Annotated in this window: 15 protein-coding genes and 1 pseudogene; 7 read left to right on the top strand and 9 right to left on the bottom strand. The window is 69.2% G+C overall.

What is annotated here, in order from left to right; all coding sequences use genetic code 11:
• The first annotated feature begins 86 nt into the window (after positions 1-86).
• The 4 genes from V4Y03_RS23190 (at position 87) to V4Y03_RS23175 (ending at position 6735) form a co-directional block, all read left to right on the top strand.
• Positions 87-587, top strand: coding sequence for an ATP-binding protein (locus V4Y03_RS23190; protein ID WP_332436166.1), 501 nt, complete (start codon positions 87-89; stop codon positions 585-587).
• Positions 584-1699, top strand: coding sequence for a hypothetical protein (locus V4Y03_RS23185; RefSeq protein WP_332436165.1), 1116 nt, complete (start codon positions 584-586; stop codon positions 1697-1699). Before V4Y03_RS23190 ends, V4Y03_RS23185 begins: the two co-directional genes overlap by 4 nt.
• The gene (locus V4Y03_RS23180; protein WP_332436164.1) at positions 1696-2058 is read left to right on the top strand and encodes an ASCH domain-containing protein; all 363 of its coding nucleotides are present in this window, start codon (positions 1696-1698) and stop codon (positions 2056-2058) included. Before V4Y03_RS23185 ends, V4Y03_RS23180 begins: the two co-directional genes overlap by 4 nt.
• A gap of 63 nt (positions 2059-2121) precedes the next feature.
• Positions 2122-6735 (top strand): tetratricopeptide repeat protein, encoded by a 4614-nt coding sequence (locus V4Y03_RS23175; RefSeq protein WP_332436163.1) that lies wholly within the window; start codon positions 2122-2124, stop codon positions 6733-6735.
• Between the two features lie 405 nt (positions 6736-7140).
• On the opposite strand, the gene V4Y03_RS23170 is transcribed toward V4Y03_RS23175, so the two are convergent.
• Positions 7141-7959: a class I SAM-dependent methyltransferase gene (locus V4Y03_RS23170; RefSeq protein ID WP_332436162.1), complete on the bottom strand. Its 819-nt coding sequence runs from the start codon at positions 7957-7959 to the stop codon at positions 7141-7143.
• Between the two features lie 203 nt (positions 7960-8162).
• Between V4Y03_RS23170 and V4Y03_RS23165 the strand changes: the two are divergent.
• Positions 8163-8315, top strand: a pseudogene (locus V4Y03_RS23165) (DUF2252 family protein); the annotation flags it as partial.
• Positions 8316-8414: 99 nt separating this feature from the next.
• Here V4Y03_RS23165 and V4Y03_RS23160 read toward each other — a convergent pair.
• The 3 genes from V4Y03_RS23160 to V4Y03_RS23150 all read right to left on the bottom strand — a co-directional run bounded on the left by V4Y03_RS23160 (position 8415) and on the right by V4Y03_RS23150 (position 11415).
• Complete coding sequence (locus V4Y03_RS23160) at positions 8415-9647, bottom strand: PP2C family protein-serine/threonine phosphatase (RefSeq protein WP_332436161.1); 1233 nt, start codon at positions 9645-9647, stop codon at positions 8415-8417.
• A gap of 214 nt (positions 9648-9861) precedes the next feature.
• Positions 9862-10371, bottom strand: a complete 510-nt coding sequence (locus V4Y03_RS23155; protein WP_332436160.1) for a GNAT family N-acetyltransferase — start codon at positions 10369-10371, stop codon at positions 9862-9864.
• 75 nt (positions 10372-10446) lie between these two features.
• Positions 10447-11415 (bottom strand): LysR family transcriptional regulator, encoded by a 969-nt coding sequence (locus V4Y03_RS23150; RefSeq protein WP_332436159.1) that lies wholly within the window; start codon positions 11413-11415, stop codon positions 10447-10449.
• A 219-nt stretch (positions 11416-11634) separates the two neighbouring features.
• Here V4Y03_RS23150 and snpA point away from each other — a divergent pair, with 219 nt between their 5' ends.
• On the top strand, positions 11635-12279 hold the full coding sequence (snpA, locus tag V4Y03_RS23145; protein ID WP_332436158.1) for a snapalysin: 645 nt from the start codon (positions 11635-11637) through the stop codon (positions 12277-12279).
• A 145-nt stretch (positions 12280-12424) separates the two neighbouring features.
• Here snpA and V4Y03_RS23140 read toward each other — a convergent pair whose 3' ends face one another.
• The 3 genes from V4Y03_RS23140 to V4Y03_RS23130 all read right to left on the bottom strand — a co-directional run bounded on the left by V4Y03_RS23140 (position 12425) and on the right by V4Y03_RS23130 (position 13786).
• Positions 12425-12844 (bottom strand): DUF6304 family protein, encoded by a 420-nt coding sequence (locus V4Y03_RS23140; RefSeq protein ID WP_317878672.1) that lies wholly within the window; start codon positions 12842-12844, stop codon positions 12425-12427.
• A 90-nt stretch (positions 12845-12934) separates the two neighbouring features.
• Entirely contained in the window at positions 12935-13162 is a 228-nt protein-coding gene (locus V4Y03_RS23135) for a hypothetical protein (RefSeq protein ID WP_332436157.1), read from the bottom strand.
• Positions 13163-13204: 42 nt separating this feature from the next.
• Complete coding sequence (locus tag V4Y03_RS23130) at positions 13205-13786, bottom strand: dihydrofolate reductase family protein (RefSeq protein WP_332436156.1); 582 nt, start codon at positions 13784-13786, stop codon at positions 13205-13207.
• A 124-nt stretch (positions 13787-13910) separates the two neighbouring features.
• Here V4Y03_RS23130 and V4Y03_RS23125 point away from each other — a divergent pair, with 124 nt between their 5' ends.
• Positions 13911-14486 (top strand): TetR/AcrR family transcriptional regulator, encoded by a 576-nt coding sequence (locus tag V4Y03_RS23125; protein WP_332436155.1) that lies wholly within the window; start codon positions 13911-13913, stop codon positions 14484-14486.
• 16 nt (positions 14487-14502) lie between these two features.
• Here the strand turns inward: V4Y03_RS23125 and V4Y03_RS23120 are convergent, their stop codons facing one another.
• Positions 14503-15546, bottom strand: coding sequence for a family 2 encapsulin nanocompartment cargo protein polyprenyl transferase (locus V4Y03_RS23120; protein WP_332437249.1), 1044 nt, complete (start codon positions 15544-15546; stop codon positions 14503-14505).
• Positions 15547-15653: 107 nt separating this feature from the next.
• Positions 15654-17069 (bottom strand): family 2B encapsulin nanocompartment shell protein, encoded by a 1416-nt coding sequence (locus tag V4Y03_RS23115; RefSeq protein WP_317878561.1) that lies wholly within the window; start codon positions 17067-17069, stop codon positions 15654-15656.
• Between the last annotated feature and the right edge of the window lie 100 nt (positions 17070-17169).

Here is a 17169-nt window from a genome sequence, read left to right as displayed (position 1 = left end):
GTGACCTCTGGCCCCCATAGTGGCCCCCGCCTTGGTCCCCGTGCTGGCTCCCGACCCAAATGAGTTAAGTCGCTTTGCTGTTGACCATGGCAAGCAGACTCACCAACAAGGCGACCGACGCCGCCCCGGATCTCCTTCCGGGCACGGGTCGGCACCGCACCATGCTGTTCTCCCGCCGCCGTACCACGCCGCGTACCGCTCGCGACTTCGTCGCCACCACGCTGACCGAATGGGGTGAGACGAGCCGCCTCGACGACATGCGGCTGTGCACCTCGGAGCTCGTCACCAACGCCGTGCTTCACGGGGTGCCCGTGGGCCGGCTGGTCCTGGTACGCGTCGAGTCCCTCGACGAGGAGCTGCGGATCGAGGTCCACGACAGCGGCGAGAACAGGCCGACGCAGCGCGTCCCCGAGGAGTCCGCCGTCGACGGCCGCGGTCTGCTGATCGTCGCCGCGACCGCCGACAGCTGGGGCGTGAAGGAGCGGACGGGCCCGGGAAAGTGCGTCTGGGCCGCATTCGACCGTGCCAACAGCGGGGCCGCGCCGCTGCCGCCCCACACCACCGGCCGCCAGGGAGACACCACGTGACCACACACCCGGTCTCGCCGAATACCGTCCTGGCCAACACCCTCCACCACGCCGAGGACGTCCTGACCCCGCGCATCCTGGCTGCCCCGCCCGAGCGGATCGTGCTGGTCGTCGGCACTCAGATCAACGGCGCCCCGCACATCGGCACCTCGCTCGTGCAGTCCCTGGCCTTCGCCATGGCGGCCCGCCTGCGCGACCGCTTCGGCCTCCCCACTGAGGTCCTCTTCAGCGCCCTCGACAACGCCCCGTACGAGCTGACCGCCGACCCCGCCAGTGGCCACCGCTACCAGCGCGCCTACGCCCAGGCCCTCGGCGAGCAGGCCCTGCACGACCTCGTCACCGCCCTCTACCAGCCCCTCTTCACCGCTCTGTCCAGGCGTCTGGGCATCCCACACCGTATCGAGACGTACACCCAGCAGCAGGCCGGCGAGCACTACCGCCGCACCTGGCTCCGGCTCCTCCCCCGCATCGACGCCGCCCGCTGGTGGCTCGCCCCCTCCACCGGCACCCCGCACCTCCGCGTCCCCTGCCCGCGCCCCGGCTGCGGCTGGGCGGAGAAGCACGCCGAACGCACCCGGGTCCGCCTCACCGGGCCCGAGTCAGCGGTGGTCTCCGCCGTCTGCCTCCACCACGGCCCGTACGAGGTCACCATCACGCCCACCGCCGGCGGCTACCTCGACCTGGCCACCCTCTACCGCAACCTGGTCAAGGAACTCGCCCTGACCAGCCCCCAGGGCACTCTGCACGTCATGGTCAAGGGCGGCGACTGGGTCTTCGGCTCCCACCTCGTCGACGAGGCCCTCCGGGCCGTGGGCCTCATCCGAGCCCAGCTCCCGGCGCGGCTGTTCTGCCCCCAGGTCGTCACCGACACCGGCGCCAAGCTGTCGAAATCCCTCATACGAGAAGGCCGTGCCCCCTTGCCCGAGGGAGCCGCCCCCTGGATGCTCGACACCCGGCAGTGGCCCGGCACCGTCAGCGAGCACGCCGACCAGCTGCTCGCCATGACCGAGACCCTGCTCTCCGACCCCCGCCACTTCTTCCGCTCGTACTCGGCCGCCGAAATCGGCCGCATGATCACCGCACCGTCCCCCAGGAGCGTTCCCTCCCGATGACCGACCGCACCGCCCGCGTCCGCGAGCTCAACCTCTACCGCCAGTACTTCGAGCTAGTCGCCGCGGGCACCAAGACCATCGAGGTGCGGGTCAAGTACCCGCACCTCGCGGACCTCACCGCCGGCGACACCATCCGCTTCCGCATCAAGGGCACGGACAAGACCTGCGACGTCGAGGTCCTCCGGGTCACCGAGTACCCCAACTTCGAGGCCCTCCTCGACGGCGAGGGCCCGTCCCACGTCAACCCGACCGCCACCCGCGACCAACAACTCGCCAACATCCGCACCATCTACGGCCCCGAGAAGGAGGCCCTCGGCGCCCTCGCCATCGAGATTCAGTTGTCGCGAGCCCAGCCCTGAGCGAGACGGCTCGGGCGCAGACGAACGGTCCCGTTGTCAGTGCCGTGCCTCATCATGCTCGGCATGGCAGATTACGCCCTCACCAACCTCGGGCCGCACCGGTTCGAGGAGCTGTCCCAGGCGCTAGCCCTCGAGGTGCTCGGACCGTCCGTAGAGATCTTCGGAGATGGCCCCGATGGTGGTCGCGAAGCCTCGTTTCAGGGCCTGAGTCACTTCCCTGCGCCCGATGCCCCTTGGAGCGGCTATGGCGTTTTGCAGGCAAAATTCCGCAAACGTCCAGAAGGTACCGCGAAGGATGCTGAGTGGCTGATCAACCAGATCAGCTCCGAGCTACGCGCTTGGGCAGATCCGCACTCGAACCGCGTCCGGAATGGACGCATGCCGGAGTACCTACTCATCGCTAGCAATGTCGTGCTCTCCTCGGTTCCAGGCAACGGGGGCATCGACCGTGTCCGAAAGACACTTCAGGAGTGCGCGCAGGCACTCCAACTCCCGCTCAAGGCCATGGAGATCTGGCACTACGACAAGATCTGCCGGCTGTTGGATGCCAGTGAGGGTGTTCGTCACGCCAATGCCGATGCCGTGTTGTCCGGTGACGTGCTGGCGAGACTGTACAACCATGTGCAGCAGATGGACGTCAGCCACCACCCAGCGCCCGGCCTTCAGGTACCCCCCTCCCTCCCAAGAGAACTGCGCCCTCTGTTCGGACGCGAGGAGGAGGTCGACAAGGGACGAAGGCTGCTCGAGAGGCAGGATGGCGACACCCGGTCGACCGTTGTGGTGACCGGACCACCCGGGATCGGCAAGAGCGCTGTCGCACTGCGGATTTCCCGAATCGCCGCAGGTTTCTATCCAGATGGGCAGCATCACATCGACCTCGCCTTGACCACGGGGGGCGGGGACCCCGCAGATCTGGTGCTGGCGCTCCTGCGCACAATGCGACCCGGCGAGACCCTCCCCGAAGGCCGTATGCAGCAACTCGCTGCGCTTCGTATGGCGCTGTTCGACAGCAAGGTCCTGCTGCTTATCGACGACATCGTCTCGGAGGAGGCACTTCTCGAGGTCCTCCAGATGGACGGACCGTTCGCATTGGTGTGCACGAGCCGGGCAAAGCTGAGTGGGCTGAGTGGGCTTGTTGACCTTATCGAGCTCGGCCCCTTGCCCGACCTACATGGTGAAGAGCTGGTCAGGGCGGTTGCCGGGCCCGCTCGGCTAACTGGCGAGCAGGTGTCTGCACTGGCAGAGGCGTGCGCCGGGCATCCCCTCGCCCTGCATGTCGCGGCCGCCCATCTGGCACGCCGCCCCAGAGTGAGCGTCGACCGATTTCTCCAGGACATCACAAGTCCCGACCGGGGCCTGCGAGCCCTGCGGGCGGGCCAGACCGCGCTGGAGCCTGTTCTCGAGCGAAGCTTCGCCGCACTCAGCCCAGAACAGGCAGATCTCTTCACTACCCTCGGGATCCTGCCGCACATGTCCATCACCCCGGACGTGGTTGCTGCCGCCATCACACCTCAGGGCGAACTCACTGACGCCCACGTCGATGCTGCGACGGAGCTACTGGACTCACTGTTCGAGCTCAGTCTCATCGAGCAGATCGACGAGGACCGGTTCGTATTCCACGACATTCTGCACCGCTTCGCCCGTCTGAAAGCGGCCTTGACCACAGCAGAGCGCCGGGAAACAGTCATCAAACAGACCTGCCTCGTGCTTGCTGTTCGAGTGGAGACGGCTACGGCGTCGATCGGCTTCGCTGACAGGGAAGCGAGGGTACCCGCGCAGGACAACGCAAGATCCCTGAAGACGCTGAACGCAGATCGCCCAGGGGCCGTCGCCATGACCGAGCTGGCCATGCAACACCAGATGTGGGACCCGCTCGTCGTTCTCGCCTCGGATCTCACTGCCTCGCTGTGGCATGGCAGCCACTGGAAGGATCTGGGCCGGGTCTATCAGGGCGTGCTCGAAGCCGGCACCCAGTCCGGAAACCGAGAATGGGTAGCGTTGGCTCTGTACAACCTGGGCATGGTGGCTGGCCACGTCGGTGACACACAGCGCGCCGCCGACCTCTATCAGCACAGCGCCGAGACCGCACACGAGGCCGGCAACGTGTACCAGATGCACATGGCGGAACTCGCTTTGGGCTCCTTGCTCATCAATCTCGGGCGTGCTCGGGATGCCATTCCGTTTCTGCGCAACGGGTTGTCGTTCTGGCGAGTCATTGAGGACAACCGCGTGCTCGCCCATGCCCTGGGGAATCTCGGCCAGGCCCACCTAGCGATTGGAAAGTTGCGCCGAGCTGACCAGTACCTCCGCAACAGCAGGAACTTGTCCAGTATCGACAGTCGTACAGAACTGTGGAACCGCGGGGCGCTCGCTGCGCTGATGCGCAGGACAGGCCGCTTGGCTGAGGCCGCCCACGATGCATCCCTCGACATCGAACGGGCACGAGCCGTCGGAAGCCGAGAATGGGAGGCAAGAGCCTTGATGGAACTCGCCGAAATTCCCCTGGAAGAGCGGCCAGCCTCAGCCCCCGTTAACCCCTTGGAGTCCGCGCTGGCCATCTACCAGGACACCGGCGATGTCCAGGGACAGGTTCGGGCTCTTTTTCGGCTCGGCACCCAGGCCGCAGAGCGAGCAGATATCCATCAGGCTGCCGAGTACCTCGGCGAGTGCACCAATCTCGCTGTCGGGATCGGCGACTACGAACACGCGGCTCGGTCACTGGCTTACTTGGGCTCCTACCACGGTGGAATCGGCCATCTCGATGAGGCGGAAACCTACTTCGCTGATGCCCGAGACATGGCCAACCATTTGGGGAACCCACTCGTCATCGCCCAAACCCATCAGAAGAACGCCGAATACCTTTGGCACCGGGGCCGGATCGGCGAGGCCGTCACCTATCTGACGGAAGCAGTTCAGCTATTGGAAGGGACCGAAGAGAAACGCGGCTTGGCCCAAGCCAGGGCTGCGCTTGGAGAAGCGCTTCTCGTCGCGGGCCGATGGCAGGAGGGTGCCCAGGCTTTGGAATCAGTGGTCTCCGTGATGTCGGATGAGGCATCCCCCGCCACGAAGGCGCAGGCATCCCGCGCCCTGGCCGTTCTCTACTCACGCCGGGGCCTCCACAAGGAGGCCATGTCGGCGATCACCAAAGCGCTTGACCAGTGTGAGCAGGCTGGCGATAAGTCAGCAGTCATGCAATGCAGGATGGCCCTGGCCAATGTACAGGCCCGGAACGAGAAGTGGAGCGAGGCACTCGATCAGTACGACAAGGTCGCCGAACTTGCTGCGACACAGAAGGATCTTCATGTGCTCCTTACTGCCCGCAGCATGGCCGCAGTGTGTCGACTTCATGGCCAGGACAGGGAAAAGGCCGTCGCCGAGATCATCAAACTCGTGCCCCTGGCCAAGCAGCTGGGGATGCAGTCACTTGAGGCCGCTCTACATCTCAATCTCGGAGCACATCATGGACACTCCGGTGATCACGAGAAGGCAGTCACTGACTTCTGCAAAGCCCTGGATCTCATCGACCAACTCAAGGATGCCACCTTGCGCGCCCCCTGCCTGCTCAACCTGGCGCGCTCGTACTGGGCACTGAGCGACATCGAGCGAGCCCGCACTCACGCACTCGAAGCCTTCGACCTCCACCAAGAATTGAGCAGTTGGCCAGATGCGGGCGAGGCGCTCGTGCTACTCAGAGGGCTATACCTGGACTCAACACGGGATGATCCCAGAGAGCCCACGATCGACGAGTTGCTGGGCACCAATCGAAGAGTCGACAATCGAACCTTGGAGGCCATCCGCACTCGCCTTCGCGCGACCAGTGAGGGGGCGGTCCCCAAAACCGATCACGAGGCCGGTCACCCCTCCACCGCCATCACCAGCAGGAGAAGGATCAACATCTCGGATGCCGTACGGCAAGCGCTGGCCGAAGTTGACGGCGACCAGCTAACTGCCCACTTCGGGAACTCGCGACAGAAATGCGCGGCTTGCAATCTGTTGATCGACGAGGCCGGGGAGGCCGAACTAATCCTGATGAGCCACCATCAGATGGATCGCCTCATGGTGCGGCTAGCCCACCCTCACTGTGCGACCTCCCAGGTGCTCCAACTGAAGGGCAAGGCACCGAAAGAACCGCAGGTCGTCTTCGAAGCGGAATGCATCCTGTTCGGCGGAGATCGAGCTGGGGTCATTGTGGACTGCTACGGCGGGGTGGGATCCTATGGCCACGGACAAGTCGAGGACCTTGTCCTTGCAAGTTGCCGCGAGGCCGGATTCATCGATCTGCAGAAGCTGCTCGAGGCAGAGAGCGACAAGCCGCTGGACTTCCGTGAAATTCCTACTGTCGAAGGCAGTGGTGCACAGGCTCAACTCGACGACAACTTCCTCTCCATCACGACCCCAGACGGCAAACTCTTCTCCCGAATGCCTCTGAATTTCCTCCCGCGCTGGTACAGGAAGGCGACCGAAGGATCGTTGATCGTCGTAGTGGGCCGGAATCTGCAAGGGATGACTGCCGACGACCCCTCCTACCTGGTGCGTGCGATGGCTCTTGGAAAGACGGTGGGCCTCACCGTCCCCCTGGCCGTGCCGCGGCCCAGCAGAAACCGCCCATGCCCATGCATGATGCGCAAGGGACGCAAGTTCAAGCACTGCTGCGGGCGAAACGCCACCGTGGAATAGCCGCCGCTTGGAGGGCGCTCAGAGCACTTGGGCCCTATCAGTTTCGCAAAACTCCACGGAGCCCGCCCTAACAGCTCCCTGCGAACCCAGGGCGCGCGCGTCAAGGCCCTACGTGACGCGCGCAAAGCCCGCCAGTCCGCACACAGTCCGCAGGACACCCGATCAAGACCGTCGTACCCATCGCCAACCATCAGCAAAAGGCCAGGTCAGCGCCCCACAAGGAAGATCCCCGCAGGTCACCGACCCGGCCCATTACTAGGAGACGAAGAAGGCCTGATCCAGGCCCTCCCCGCCCCCTGCTCGACCCCAGGTCAGAGGGCAAACGAGACGGCCCGCCCGGACATCCCGGAGCGGGCCGTTCGCGTTTCCGGGATCCGATGGGATCTGGCCGCCACTGGGCTGATCTCACCGGCGGCAGACGAGGATCCCGGCAAAGGTAGTGACCTCGTACGCCCCGTGGCGGTCGATGTGCTCGGCCACCAGCGTGCGGGCCCTGTCGATGGTCGCGTCGAACGGGACATCGAGCTGGTCGGACCAGGCTCGGTACGAGGCCATGTGGGCGATGACCGGGTCGGGGTCGCGGACCGTGACGGTCCCCGGCAGTTCGACGACCTCCACGCGGGTGAACTCCTCATCGAGGAAGCCTGGAGCCTTCTCAAGGGAGAAGCGACCGCCGAGCGAGATCCTGGCCGGCCCGCACTCGACGCCGAGGACGTCACCGGCGGCGCGCTGCCAGAGGTCGTCGAGTTCGGCCTTGTCGCCGTCGCTGTTGGTGGAGGCGACCACCAGCCCGTCACGGGACACGACCCGGGCCAGCTCCCTGACCGCCTGAGGAATGTCGGGCACGTGGTACAGCATGTGGAGCGCGAGAGCCGCGTCGACGCTGCCCGCCGCCAGCGGAAGCCTCGTCGCGTCCGCCACGGCGACCGGGCCCGGGACGCCGGCAAGGATTCCGGGCGCGATGTCGAGACCGAGCAGGGACAGGTCCGGGCGGTCCTGACGGAGCCGCTGGATGAACTTGCCGTTGCCGCAGCCGATGTCGACGACTCGCCCGCGTACGTCCACCAGCCGCTCGGCGACGAGGGCGGGCAGGTCGTGCCGGGGCGTCTGCCACCGGTAGAGCGATTGCCGGGCGGCCAGGTCCCGGTCCCCGTTGTAGGCGCTGCCCGCCAGGCGGGCTCGGTCGGTGACTGCGGCGTCGTGGGCGGCGGACAGGTCGGTCACGTCGGCAACTCCGGAGGGTGGGCTGGGGGTACCTCCCACGCCCTTGAGGCAGTGGGGGACGCACGGGCGGCCGTGTGCTGGAGTTGTTCATGCAGGTGCACCGCCTGCGCGGCTCCACCGTACTGCGGCCCTTCCAACTCCCGCCCGAGAAGGGTGAGCCGGGGCACGAGACTGGCCGAGATTCGCTTGGGCGAGGCTGTGAGGACGAATTCCTGGGCTGGGAGCGGGTCGAGGGGATCGACGGCCGACGGCGGGACTTCTGCGTACGGCAGTTGCGGGACTGGAAGGGCGTCGCCGTGGCCGAGGACATGGTGCCGCGAGACATGCGGACGTTCGGCGCTCCGTGCGGCGCCACGCCGACCGCTGCGAGCAGTCCGGCGCGGCGCCGTTTCCCCCGCTGAGCTCGTCGTCCCGGAAGATGTCGCCGCGGCTCCGAGACCGGGCCGGCACGGGTCTCACAGGCGGATGACGACCAGTGCCGTGTCGTCGGTGTTGCCGGCGGGTCCGAGGAGGTCGGCCAGGAGTGCGTCGGCCAGGACCTCGGGGTCGGCCTGCCCGTGGCGGACGAGGCAGTCGGCAAGGCGGGCCAGGCCGGTGTCGATGTCCTCGGTGCGGCGTTCGATCAGGCCGTCGGTGTAGAGGACCAGGGTGGCGCCCTCGGCGAAGGCTGTGGAGGCCTCCGGCCGCGCGACGTGTTCGGGGCGCGCGCCGAGAGGCGGGTCGGTCGCCTGGTCGAGGAAGGTCACGGCGCCGTCGGGGTGGAGCAGCGCGGGTGGTGGATGGCCCGCGCAGCTGTACGTGAGGGTGTGCGTGCCCCAGTCGATGAAGGTCTTCACCACAGTGGTCGACTCGGCACCCTCGACATGGCGGGCATACAGTCCGAGGGCCTCCAGCGCCCGGGCCGGGCCTTCGGCGACACGGGCAGCCGCGCTCAGCGCGCTGCGCAGCTGCCCCATGACGCAGGCCGCTTCCAGGCCGTGGCCGACGACGTCGCCGACAGCGACCGCGATCCGGTCACCCGGCAGGTCGACCAGGTCGAACCAGTCACCGCACACGTTCAGGGTGCCCACAGCGGGCCGGTAGCGGACGGCTGCCCGGTGGTGCCCGACCGGCGTGGGGGCAGGCAGCATCGCCGCCTGCAGGGCCAGGGCGATCTCGCGGTCGCGCACTTGAGCCCGGCGCAGGCGTTCGTTGATTTCCTGCAGTTCACGGGAGCGCGTGAAGAGCTCGGCCTCCAGCACGCGGTCCCGGTTGCTGTCGCTGCCCCTGCGCTCGCGGGCACGGATGAGCTCGGTGACCTCTTCCACCCGGTGGACGATCAGCACGACTCGCCCGTCCGGGCCCGGCACGGGTGCGTTGACCGGGCTCCAGAAGTGCTCCACCCAGTGGCCGGGCCGCTCGGGATCCTCGATGTCATAGCGCAGCAGCGCCATCGTGTCGCGGTCGCCGGTGGCCACGACGCGCAGCATCGACGCCTGGGTCTCCCGCCGGCCGGCCGCGGCCGGGTCGTTGGGGTTCTCGGGGAAGACGTCGAAGATGTAGCGGCCCAGCAGCTGGTCAAGGCTGCGCCCGGCCAACCGGAGGAAGTCCTCGTTGGCGTCGGCGTACACCAGGTCGGGGGTGAGCAGAGCCACCATGCCCGGCAAGGCGTGGAAGACCGCCGCATAGTCGATCTGCGGTTTCCTCATGTGCTGCCCACCTCGGCGCCGACCGTCAGTTTGCTGATGCTCCACGATAAGAGCGACGCTGTCTGGAACCGGGCCAATGCTCCCCGCGGGTCCCTGTGGTCAGAGCTGAAGACCCGGCCCGACATCACCCTCCGAGACCACCCCGGCGCGCGCACTCGGCGATGGGCCGCCGGCCGCGCACCAGGGCCGGGACCGGGGACCACGGGCGCGCCTCCTACCCCTCCGCCGGGAGGCTGTACCGGCGCTTCTCCCTGGACGTCGCCCCCAGCCGGTCGTAGAAGCGGATCGCGTTCTCGTTCCAGGACGGGGTCTGCCACTGGATCTCCGCGAGGCCCAGGCGCGCCGCCTCCTCCCGGACCGCGTTCATCAGCAGCGGGCCCAGGCCGTGGCCCCGGGAGGTCTCCGTGAGGTAGAGGCAGTCCATGTGGAGGTATTCCGTACCGTCCCAGGTGGAGACCTCCGGGGCGCAGGTCGCGTACCCCACGAGGGTCCCGTCGGGGAGGGTGGCGACCAGGCAGCGGAGTCGCGCGGGGCCGGGTCCCGGGCCGAAGAGAAGGCCGGTCAGGCGGTTCGCGAGGCCGGGCGCCGGAGGGGCCGACTTCTCGTACGCCGCGTGCTCGGCGATGAGTTCCACGACCCGCGTCAGGTCCTCCGGGCGGGCGTGCCGGACCCCAGCCCGCGCGCGGCCCAGGGCCGGTCCGTCCTCGTGTTCGTGTTCGCTCATGCCGTCATCATGCCCTCGTCAGAGCCCGTCGCGGTCCCCGTACGCCCCCGGGAGCAACACCCGCCCCCGTCGCCCTCACGCCGTCATCAGGCCCGGTCCCACGAACGCCCCCGGCGCCGCCCCCTGGCCGCGGAGCCACTCGCGGTACGGGGCCGCCCGCAGCGCCACCTCCCGGTACGCCGCCGCGAGTTCCGCGTACAGGATGTCCAGCGGCGCTCCCGGCCGCGCGAACAGCAGCAGCCGGACGGCCAGCGGGTCGCCGCGCAGGGGGCGGATGGCCATGTCCTCGCGCGGGCCCGACGTGGGCTGGCACGGGGCGACGGCCTCGCCGAGGACGACGAGCGCGGCGGCCGTGTGGTAGTCGGCGTGCAGCAGGGGCGGGTCGATGCCCGCGGCGCCCAGGACCCGGCGCAGGCCGTCCCATTCGCCGTCCACGGTCGGGTCGACCATCCAGTGGTCGTCCGCCAGGTCGGCGAGGTCCACCACGGGCCCGGCGGCGGCCGGGTGGTCGCGGGCCATGGAGATGAACTGCGGTTCGCGGGCGACCAGGACGCGCCCCCGGAGGCCGTCCGGGACCCGTAACGGGCTGCCCTCGACCTCGTGGACGAAGGCCACGTCGAGCTGGCCGGCGGCGACCGTGCGCAGCAGCGCGTTGGCGGAGACGTCCATTCGGAGGCCGACGTCGGTGCCGGGCAGGCGCCGGCGGATTCCGCGCAGCCAGCCGGGGAGCGCCCGGCTCGCGGTGGAGCCGACGCGGAGCCCGGGGCCGTCGGCGCGGGCGGCGGCGGCGCGGGCCTCGGTGACGAGCGCGGCCATGTCGGCGACGAGGGGGCGGGCCCGGCTGAGCAGGGAGTGTCCGAGCGGGGTGGGGCGACAGCCGGTGCGGCCCCGGGAGAAGAGTTCGGCGCCCAGGGAGTTCTCGATGCGCCGCAGTTGGGTGGTCAACGAGGGCTGTGTCATGCCCAGTTGGCGGGCCGCCTTGTGCAGGCTGCCCGTGTCCGCGATGGCGCAGAGCGCGCGCAGGTGTCTCACCTCCAGCTCCATGCCCCGAGGGTAGGGCGGCTCCCTGAGTCGCACCAGACACCCGGAACCGTTCAATCACCTTTCATTCCAAGGCAGTTGAAGGTGATCGGGAGTTGTATCGGGGGCCTTCGCGGTCGGGTCGCGTGGGGGTGATGCGGTGGGGCTATCGGCGGTTGACATCATCCGCGCACGGCCCGGCTGCCCCGAGACTCGCTCCGACCCCAACAGGAGGAGCCCCCCATGCGTCACCCCAAGGTCCTCACCTCCGTACTGACCGCCGCCCTCGGCCTCGGTCTCGCCGCCTCCGTCGGTACGGCCCCGGCGGCGGCCGTGAGCACCGTCCACGCGGGCAACGCCACCGTGGCGTACGCCGGTTCGGCCGAGGAGGCCAAGGCCAACCAGGCCTTCTTCGAGGCCGTCATGAAGTCGGTGGCGAAGAAGCGTGCCGCCACGCCCGGCGCGACCGCCGTCACCGTCGTCTACAGCACCGCCAACGCGCCGAGCTTCCGCACCCAGATCTCCCGCTCGGCGCAGATATGGAACAGCTCGGTGGCGAACGTCCGCCTCGTCGAGGGCGGCAACCCGGACTTCGCGTACTACGAGGGCAACGACTCCCGCGGCTCGTACGCGAGCACCGACGGTCACGGCGGCGGCTACATCTTCCTCGACTACCAGCAGAACCAGCAGTACAACTCGACCCGTGTGACCGCCCACGAGACCGGGCACGTCCTCGGGCTGCCGGACCACTACAGCGGTCCGTGCAGCGAGCTGATGTCGGGTGGCGGACCCGGTACGTCCTGCCAGAACGCCCAGCCGAACGCACAGGAGCGCTCCCGCGTCGACCAGCTGTGGCGCTACGGCCTCACCTCCGCCTTCAAGGGCTGATCCCGGCCCCTTCCCGCACACGGGCCGAGCCTCGGCCCTTCCCGTACACGGGCTGATTCCCGGCCCGTTCCGAGCCCCCCACGTACGACGACGGCGGCGCCCCCTCCCTCTCCGCGTTCGAGGGGGCGCCGCCGTCCCGTGCTTCTCAGGCCGGCTGGAGCAGGCGGCGGCCGAAGTCCGCGCCGGGCGGGAGCTGGCGCCGGACCCGGTCGAGCGCCCCGTCGAAGTCACCCCCGGCGACGCACGCTTCGAAGGCCGCGCCGCCGTAGTGCAGCGTCAGGCTGAGGTCCCCCCGCTCGCCGAGCGTCAGCAGACAGGCCAGTGTGGCCTGTTGGGAGGCGCCGTCCACGACGACGGGGAGCGGCAGGTCCCACTCCAGGACGCAGCCGGTGAGGGGCTGCCCGCCCTCGCCGTCCGCGCTGAGGGCCGCGAAGCCCTCACCCTTGTACTCGATACCCCTGATGCGGGCGGTGACGTGCCGCCCATCGGCTGTGATGACCAGCGCTTCCGCGCCGTTGCGGTCCCGGTACCAGCCGGTCCAGACTTCCGTCGACTCCGATGACATGCGCGGACTGTAGCGGTATGACCGGCTCCGGCGCGCGCCCGGTCACCCTGCGGCCGGACTTCTCCCGATCTTGCCGTTTGTGCCGGTCACCTACGTGCTCGCGGCTTCCGCGCCCGTCCCGGTCCCCGGCTCGGCGTCGGCGTCCGCGGGCTCGTGGAGCGGGCAGTCGGGGTTGCGGCAGGGCTGGATCTCCCACTCCGGCACCCAGGCCCCGAGGACCTTGTGCCGGGTGGCCACCGTGGCCCGTTGACGGCCGCAGGCCGGGCAGTCGAACTCGGCCCGGGGATCCCGCGTCGTGCGGGGCGCCTCGTCACCCATGGTTCCAGGGTAGGACGCCCCGCGCGGCGGCGCTCGTCGCCGCTACCGCTGCCTGGTGTACGTACGGACGAGCACGCCGTTGTCGAAGGCGCGCACCGCCCCGAGTTCGAAGTCGCGGGGCTCGAAGCCGGCGCCGAACATCGGCATGCCGCTGCCGTAGACCTGCGGGTAGGTCTTGATGATCAGCTCGTCGATCTCCTCGATGAGCTCACCGGCGATGGTGGAGCCGCCGCAGAGGTAGATGCCCAGGGGGCTGTCCTCGGCCTTGAGTGCGCGGACGCGGCCGACGAGGTCGTCGGCGATCAGCTCCACGTTGGTGTGGGGCGACTCGGCCAGCGAGCGGGTGGCGACGAACTCGCGCAGGTGGTTGTACGGGCTGGTGACGCCGATGTCCAGGGCGAGCTGGTAGGACCGCATCCCCTGGATCAGGGTGTCGAAGTGCTTGTTCTCGGCGTCGATCCCGAAGATCTCCCGTACGTGCGTCGGGACGGTGTCGGGGTACTCGGCGTTCATGGCCTCCATGTACGCGCCGGTCGAGTACTTGAACATGGACGAGGCATCGCCCTCGGGGTCACCGATGAAGCCGTCGATGGTGCAGGCGATGTAGTACGTGAGCTTGCGCAAGCCGGTCCTCTTCTCCTTCGGAACGCGGCTGCGATCGCAACCACGACGGCTATAGTGCTTCACCTGTAGTGGTTGCGCAAGACCCTATTTCGAGAAGATCCGCTCTACCCGGAGGGAGCCCGAGATGGCCAAGAACCCGGAACGCCGTACGGCACTGCTCGACGCCGCGATCGAGGTCCTGGCGGACGAAGGCGCCCGCGGGCTGACCTTCCGCGCGGTCGACACCCGCGCCGGGGTCCCGACGGGCACCTCGTCCAACTACTTCCGCGACCGGGACCAGTTGCTCTCCCAGGTCGGTGACCGGATCTTCGTACGGCTGACCCCGGCGCCGGAATCCGTGGAGACCGCCTTCGCCCCCGCGCCCAGCCGGGAGCTGGTGGTGGAGCTGATGCGCTGGATCGCCCGGCGTCTGGCGGCCGAGCGCACCTGCTACCTCGGGCTGTTCGAACTCCGCCTGGAAGCCGTACGCCGCCCCGAGCTGCGCACCCAGCTCACCAAGGTGCTCCGCTCCGACCTGGACGAGAACGTCCGGGGGCACCTCGCCGCCGGGATGCCCGGGGACGCCGACACGGTCCGGCTGCTCTACTTCGCCCTCACCGGACTGCTGCTCGACCACTTCACCGTCCCCGGCCTCCTCGGCGACCGCGACCTGGACGACATGATCGAGACCGTGGTCACCCGGATCGTCCCCGAGGCGTGACCCACCGCGGCCTGGATCAGCGCGTGCGGCGCGTGACGAACTCCGCCAGGGCCAGCAGGTCCCCCGCCGCCGCCGGGTCCGGGACCGCCCGCGCCAGGTACTCGACCGCGCGGCCCATCCGCTCGGCCGCCTGCGCCTGCGCCCAGTCGCGCCCGCCGGCCCGCTCGACCGCGTCCGCCGCCGCTCGTACCGCCGCCGCGTCCAGCACCGGACGGGCGTAGATCTCGGCCAGCTCCTCGCCCGCCGGGGTCCCCGAGGTCAGCGCCGCCACCACGGGGAGCGACTTCTTGTGGGCGGCCAGATCGGCCCCGGCCGGCTTGCCCGTCCGGTCCGGGTCGCCCCAGATCCCGATCAGGTCGTCGATCAGCTGGAAGGCGAGGCCCGCCTCCCGGCCGAACGCGTCCAGCGCCGCGACCTCCTCCTCGCCCGCGCCCGCGTAGAGCGCGCCGATGGCGCAGGAGGCGCCGAGCAGCGCCCCGGTCTTCGCGGTGGCCATGGCCAGGCACTCGTCGAGCGTGACCTCGCGGGAGTCGCGCTGTTCGAGTGCGCAGTCCGCCTGCTGCCCGGCACACAGCTCGATGACGCAGGCCGCCAGGCGCGCGGAGGCGGCGGGCGAGGCCGGGTGCGGGTCCTCGGCGAGCAGCCGCAGCGCGAGCGCGCTCATCGCGTCACCGGCGATCAGCGCGTCCGGGATGCCGAAGACGGTCCAGGCGGTGGGCCGGTGCCTCCGGGTCACGTCCTCGTCGACGATGTCGTCGTGGAGCAGGGTGAAGTTGTGCGCGAGTTCGACGGCGGCGGCGGCCTTCACCGCCTGGGCCTCTTCGGCGCCGAGCGCCCGCGCCGCCGCGAGGACCAGGGCGGGCCTGATCGCCTTGCCCGGCTGCTCCGCGGCGGGTGTGCCGTCGGCGTGCTCCCAGCCGAAGTGGTACATCGCGACCCGCCGCATGGAGCCGGGCAGGGTCTCGACGGTCGAGCGCAATTGGGGATTGACAGCGGTCCGCGTCCGGTCCAGGAGCCGCACGGCCCCCTGACCGTCGGTGACGGCATCCGCGCTGGCCATGGTCACGGTCACTTCCTTCGTATCCTCCGTGGCGGTACTGCGCGGCGACGAGCCGGGAACACCCGGGGGCGGGAGGGTTCGGTCCCCGCCACCGGGCGTCGTCGGGCTCAGCGCCAGCGGCCGACCTCGACGTTCTCCAGGACGCCGAGCGCGTCCGGGACGAGGACCGCCGCCGAGTAGTAGGCCGTGACCAGGTAGGAGATGATCGCCTGCTCGTCGATCCCCATGAAGCGGACGGAGAGGCTGGGCTCGATCTCGTCGGGCAGGCCGGTCTGGTGCAGACCGATCACGCCCTGGTCGGCCTCGCCGGTACGCATGCAGATGATCGAGGTGGTGCGGGCGTCCGACACCGGGATCTTGTTGCACGGGTAGATCGGCACACCGCGCCAGGTCGGGATGCGGTTGCCGTTGATGTCGATCGTCTCGGGCACCAGACCGCGCTTGTTGAGCTCACGGCCGAAGGCGGCGATGGCGCGCGGGTGCGCCAGGAAGAGCTTGGAGCCCCGGCGGCGGGAGAGCAGCTCGTCCATGTCGTCAGGGGTGGGGGCGCCGTCGTGGGGCTGGATCCGCTGCCCGTAGTCGCAGTTGGCGAGGAGGCCGAACTCCTTGTGGTTGACCAGCTCGTGCTCCTGGCGCTCGCGGAGCGCCTCGACCGTGAGCCGCAACTGCTGCTCGGTCTGGTTCATCGGCTGGTTGTAGAGGTCGGCGACGCGGCTGTGGACCTTCAGCACGGTCTGGGCGACGCTCAGCTCGTACTCGCGGGGCGAGGCGTCGTAGTCGACGTACGTGTGCGGGACGACGGCCTCGCCGACGTGGCCGGCGGAGAGGTCGATGGCGGCCTCGCCGTAGGTGTTGGTGCGCTGGTCCGGCAGGGCGGCCACCGTCGCGAGGTGGGCGGCGAGCGAGCCGGCGCGGTCCGCGAGGTTCCGCACGTCGTCCCGGGTGAGCTCAAGGACCGTACAGGCGGTGGCCGCGCGGGCGGTCCACTCCCAGGAGGCCTCCGCGTCGACGAGGGCGTCGTCGCCGAAGTAGGCGCCGTCGGCCAGGACGCCGATCACGGCCTCGTCCCCGTACGGCCCCTCGCCGATCTGCTCGACCCTGCCGTGCGCGAGGAGGTGGACCCGGTCGGTCGGCTCGCCCGCGACGGCGATCACCTCACCCGCCGCGTACTCCCGCTGGCGGCAGCGGGACGCCAGCTCGGTCAGCGCCTCCTCGTCCTCGTAGCCGCGCAGGGCGGGGAGCTCGCCGAGTTCGGCGGGGATGACCGCGACGCGCTCTCCGGTCTGGACGAAGGTGACCCGGCCGTCACCCACGGAGTAGCTGAGCCTCCGGTTCACCCGGTACGTACCGCCCTGCACCTGGACCCACGGCAGCGCCCGCAGCAGCCACCGCGAGGTGATCTCCTGCATCTGCGGTGCCGACTTGGTGGTCGTGGCGAGGTTCCGCGCGGCGGCGGTACCGAGACTCTGCTGCGGGGACTGCTGCTCCGCGCGGACCTCGTCGCCAACCGAACCAACGGACATGGAACTCCCTCTCGTATGACCTCGAAAAAGACTGAGTTGCGAGAGGAAGCCTTTCAGCACGGAGTGTGTCGGCGCCATTACACATTCGGGTGGGACTGTT

The sequence above is a fragment of the Streptomyces sp. P9-A4 genome (genome assembly GCF_036634195.1).
In the GTDB taxonomy this organism is placed as follows: Bacteria; Actinomycetota; Actinomycetes; order Streptomycetales; family Streptomycetaceae; genus Streptomyces.
Note: the sequence above shows the minus strand (reverse complement) of the source record. Positions and strands in the feature narration are given on the sequence as shown.

Coding starts and splice junctions, on each gene's coding strand:
- V4Y03_RS23150 (WP_332436159.1), bottom strand. CDS start 11,415: ATGGAGCTGGAGGTGAGACACCTGCGCGCGCTCTGCGCCATCGCGGAC.
- V4Y03_RS23155 (WP_332436160.1), bottom strand. CDS start 10,371: ATGAGCGAACACGAACACGAGGACGGACCGGCCCTGGGCCGCGCGCGG.
- V4Y03_RS23115 (WP_317878561.1), bottom strand. CDS start 17,069: ATGTCCGTTGGTTCGGTTGGCGACGAGGTCCGCGCGGAGCAGCAGTCC.
- V4Y03_RS23120 (WP_332437249.1), bottom strand. CDS start 15,546: ATGGCCAGCGCGGATGCCGTCACCGACGGTCAGGGGGCCGTGCGGCTC.
- V4Y03_RS23125 (WP_332436155.1), top strand. CDS start 13,911: ATGGCCAAGAACCCGGAACGCCGTACGGCACTGCTCGACGCCGCGATC.
- V4Y03_RS23180 (WP_332436164.1), top strand. CDS start 1,696: ATGACCGACCGCACCGCCCGCGTCCGCGAGCTCAACCTCTACCGCCAG.
- V4Y03_RS23135 (WP_332436157.1), bottom strand. CDS start 13,162: ATGGGTGACGAGGCGCCCCGCACGACGCGGGATCCCCGGGCCGAGTTC.
- snpA (WP_332436158.1), top strand. CDS start 11,635: ATGCGTCACCCCAAGGTCCTCACCTCCGTACTGACCGCCGCCCTCGGC.
- V4Y03_RS23175 (WP_332436163.1), top strand. CDS start 2,122: ATGGCAGATTACGCCCTCACCAACCTCGGGCCGCACCGGTTCGAGGAG.
- V4Y03_RS23140 (WP_317878672.1), bottom strand. CDS start 12,844: ATGTCATCGGAGTCGACGGAAGTCTGGACCGGCTGGTACCGGGACCGC.
- V4Y03_RS23160 (WP_332436161.1), bottom strand. CDS start 9,647: ATGAGGAAACCGCAGATCGACTATGCGGCGGTCTTCCACGCCTTGCCG.
- V4Y03_RS23190 (WP_332436166.1), top strand. CDS start 87: ATGGCAAGCAGACTCACCAACAAGGCGACCGACGCCGCCCCGGATCTC.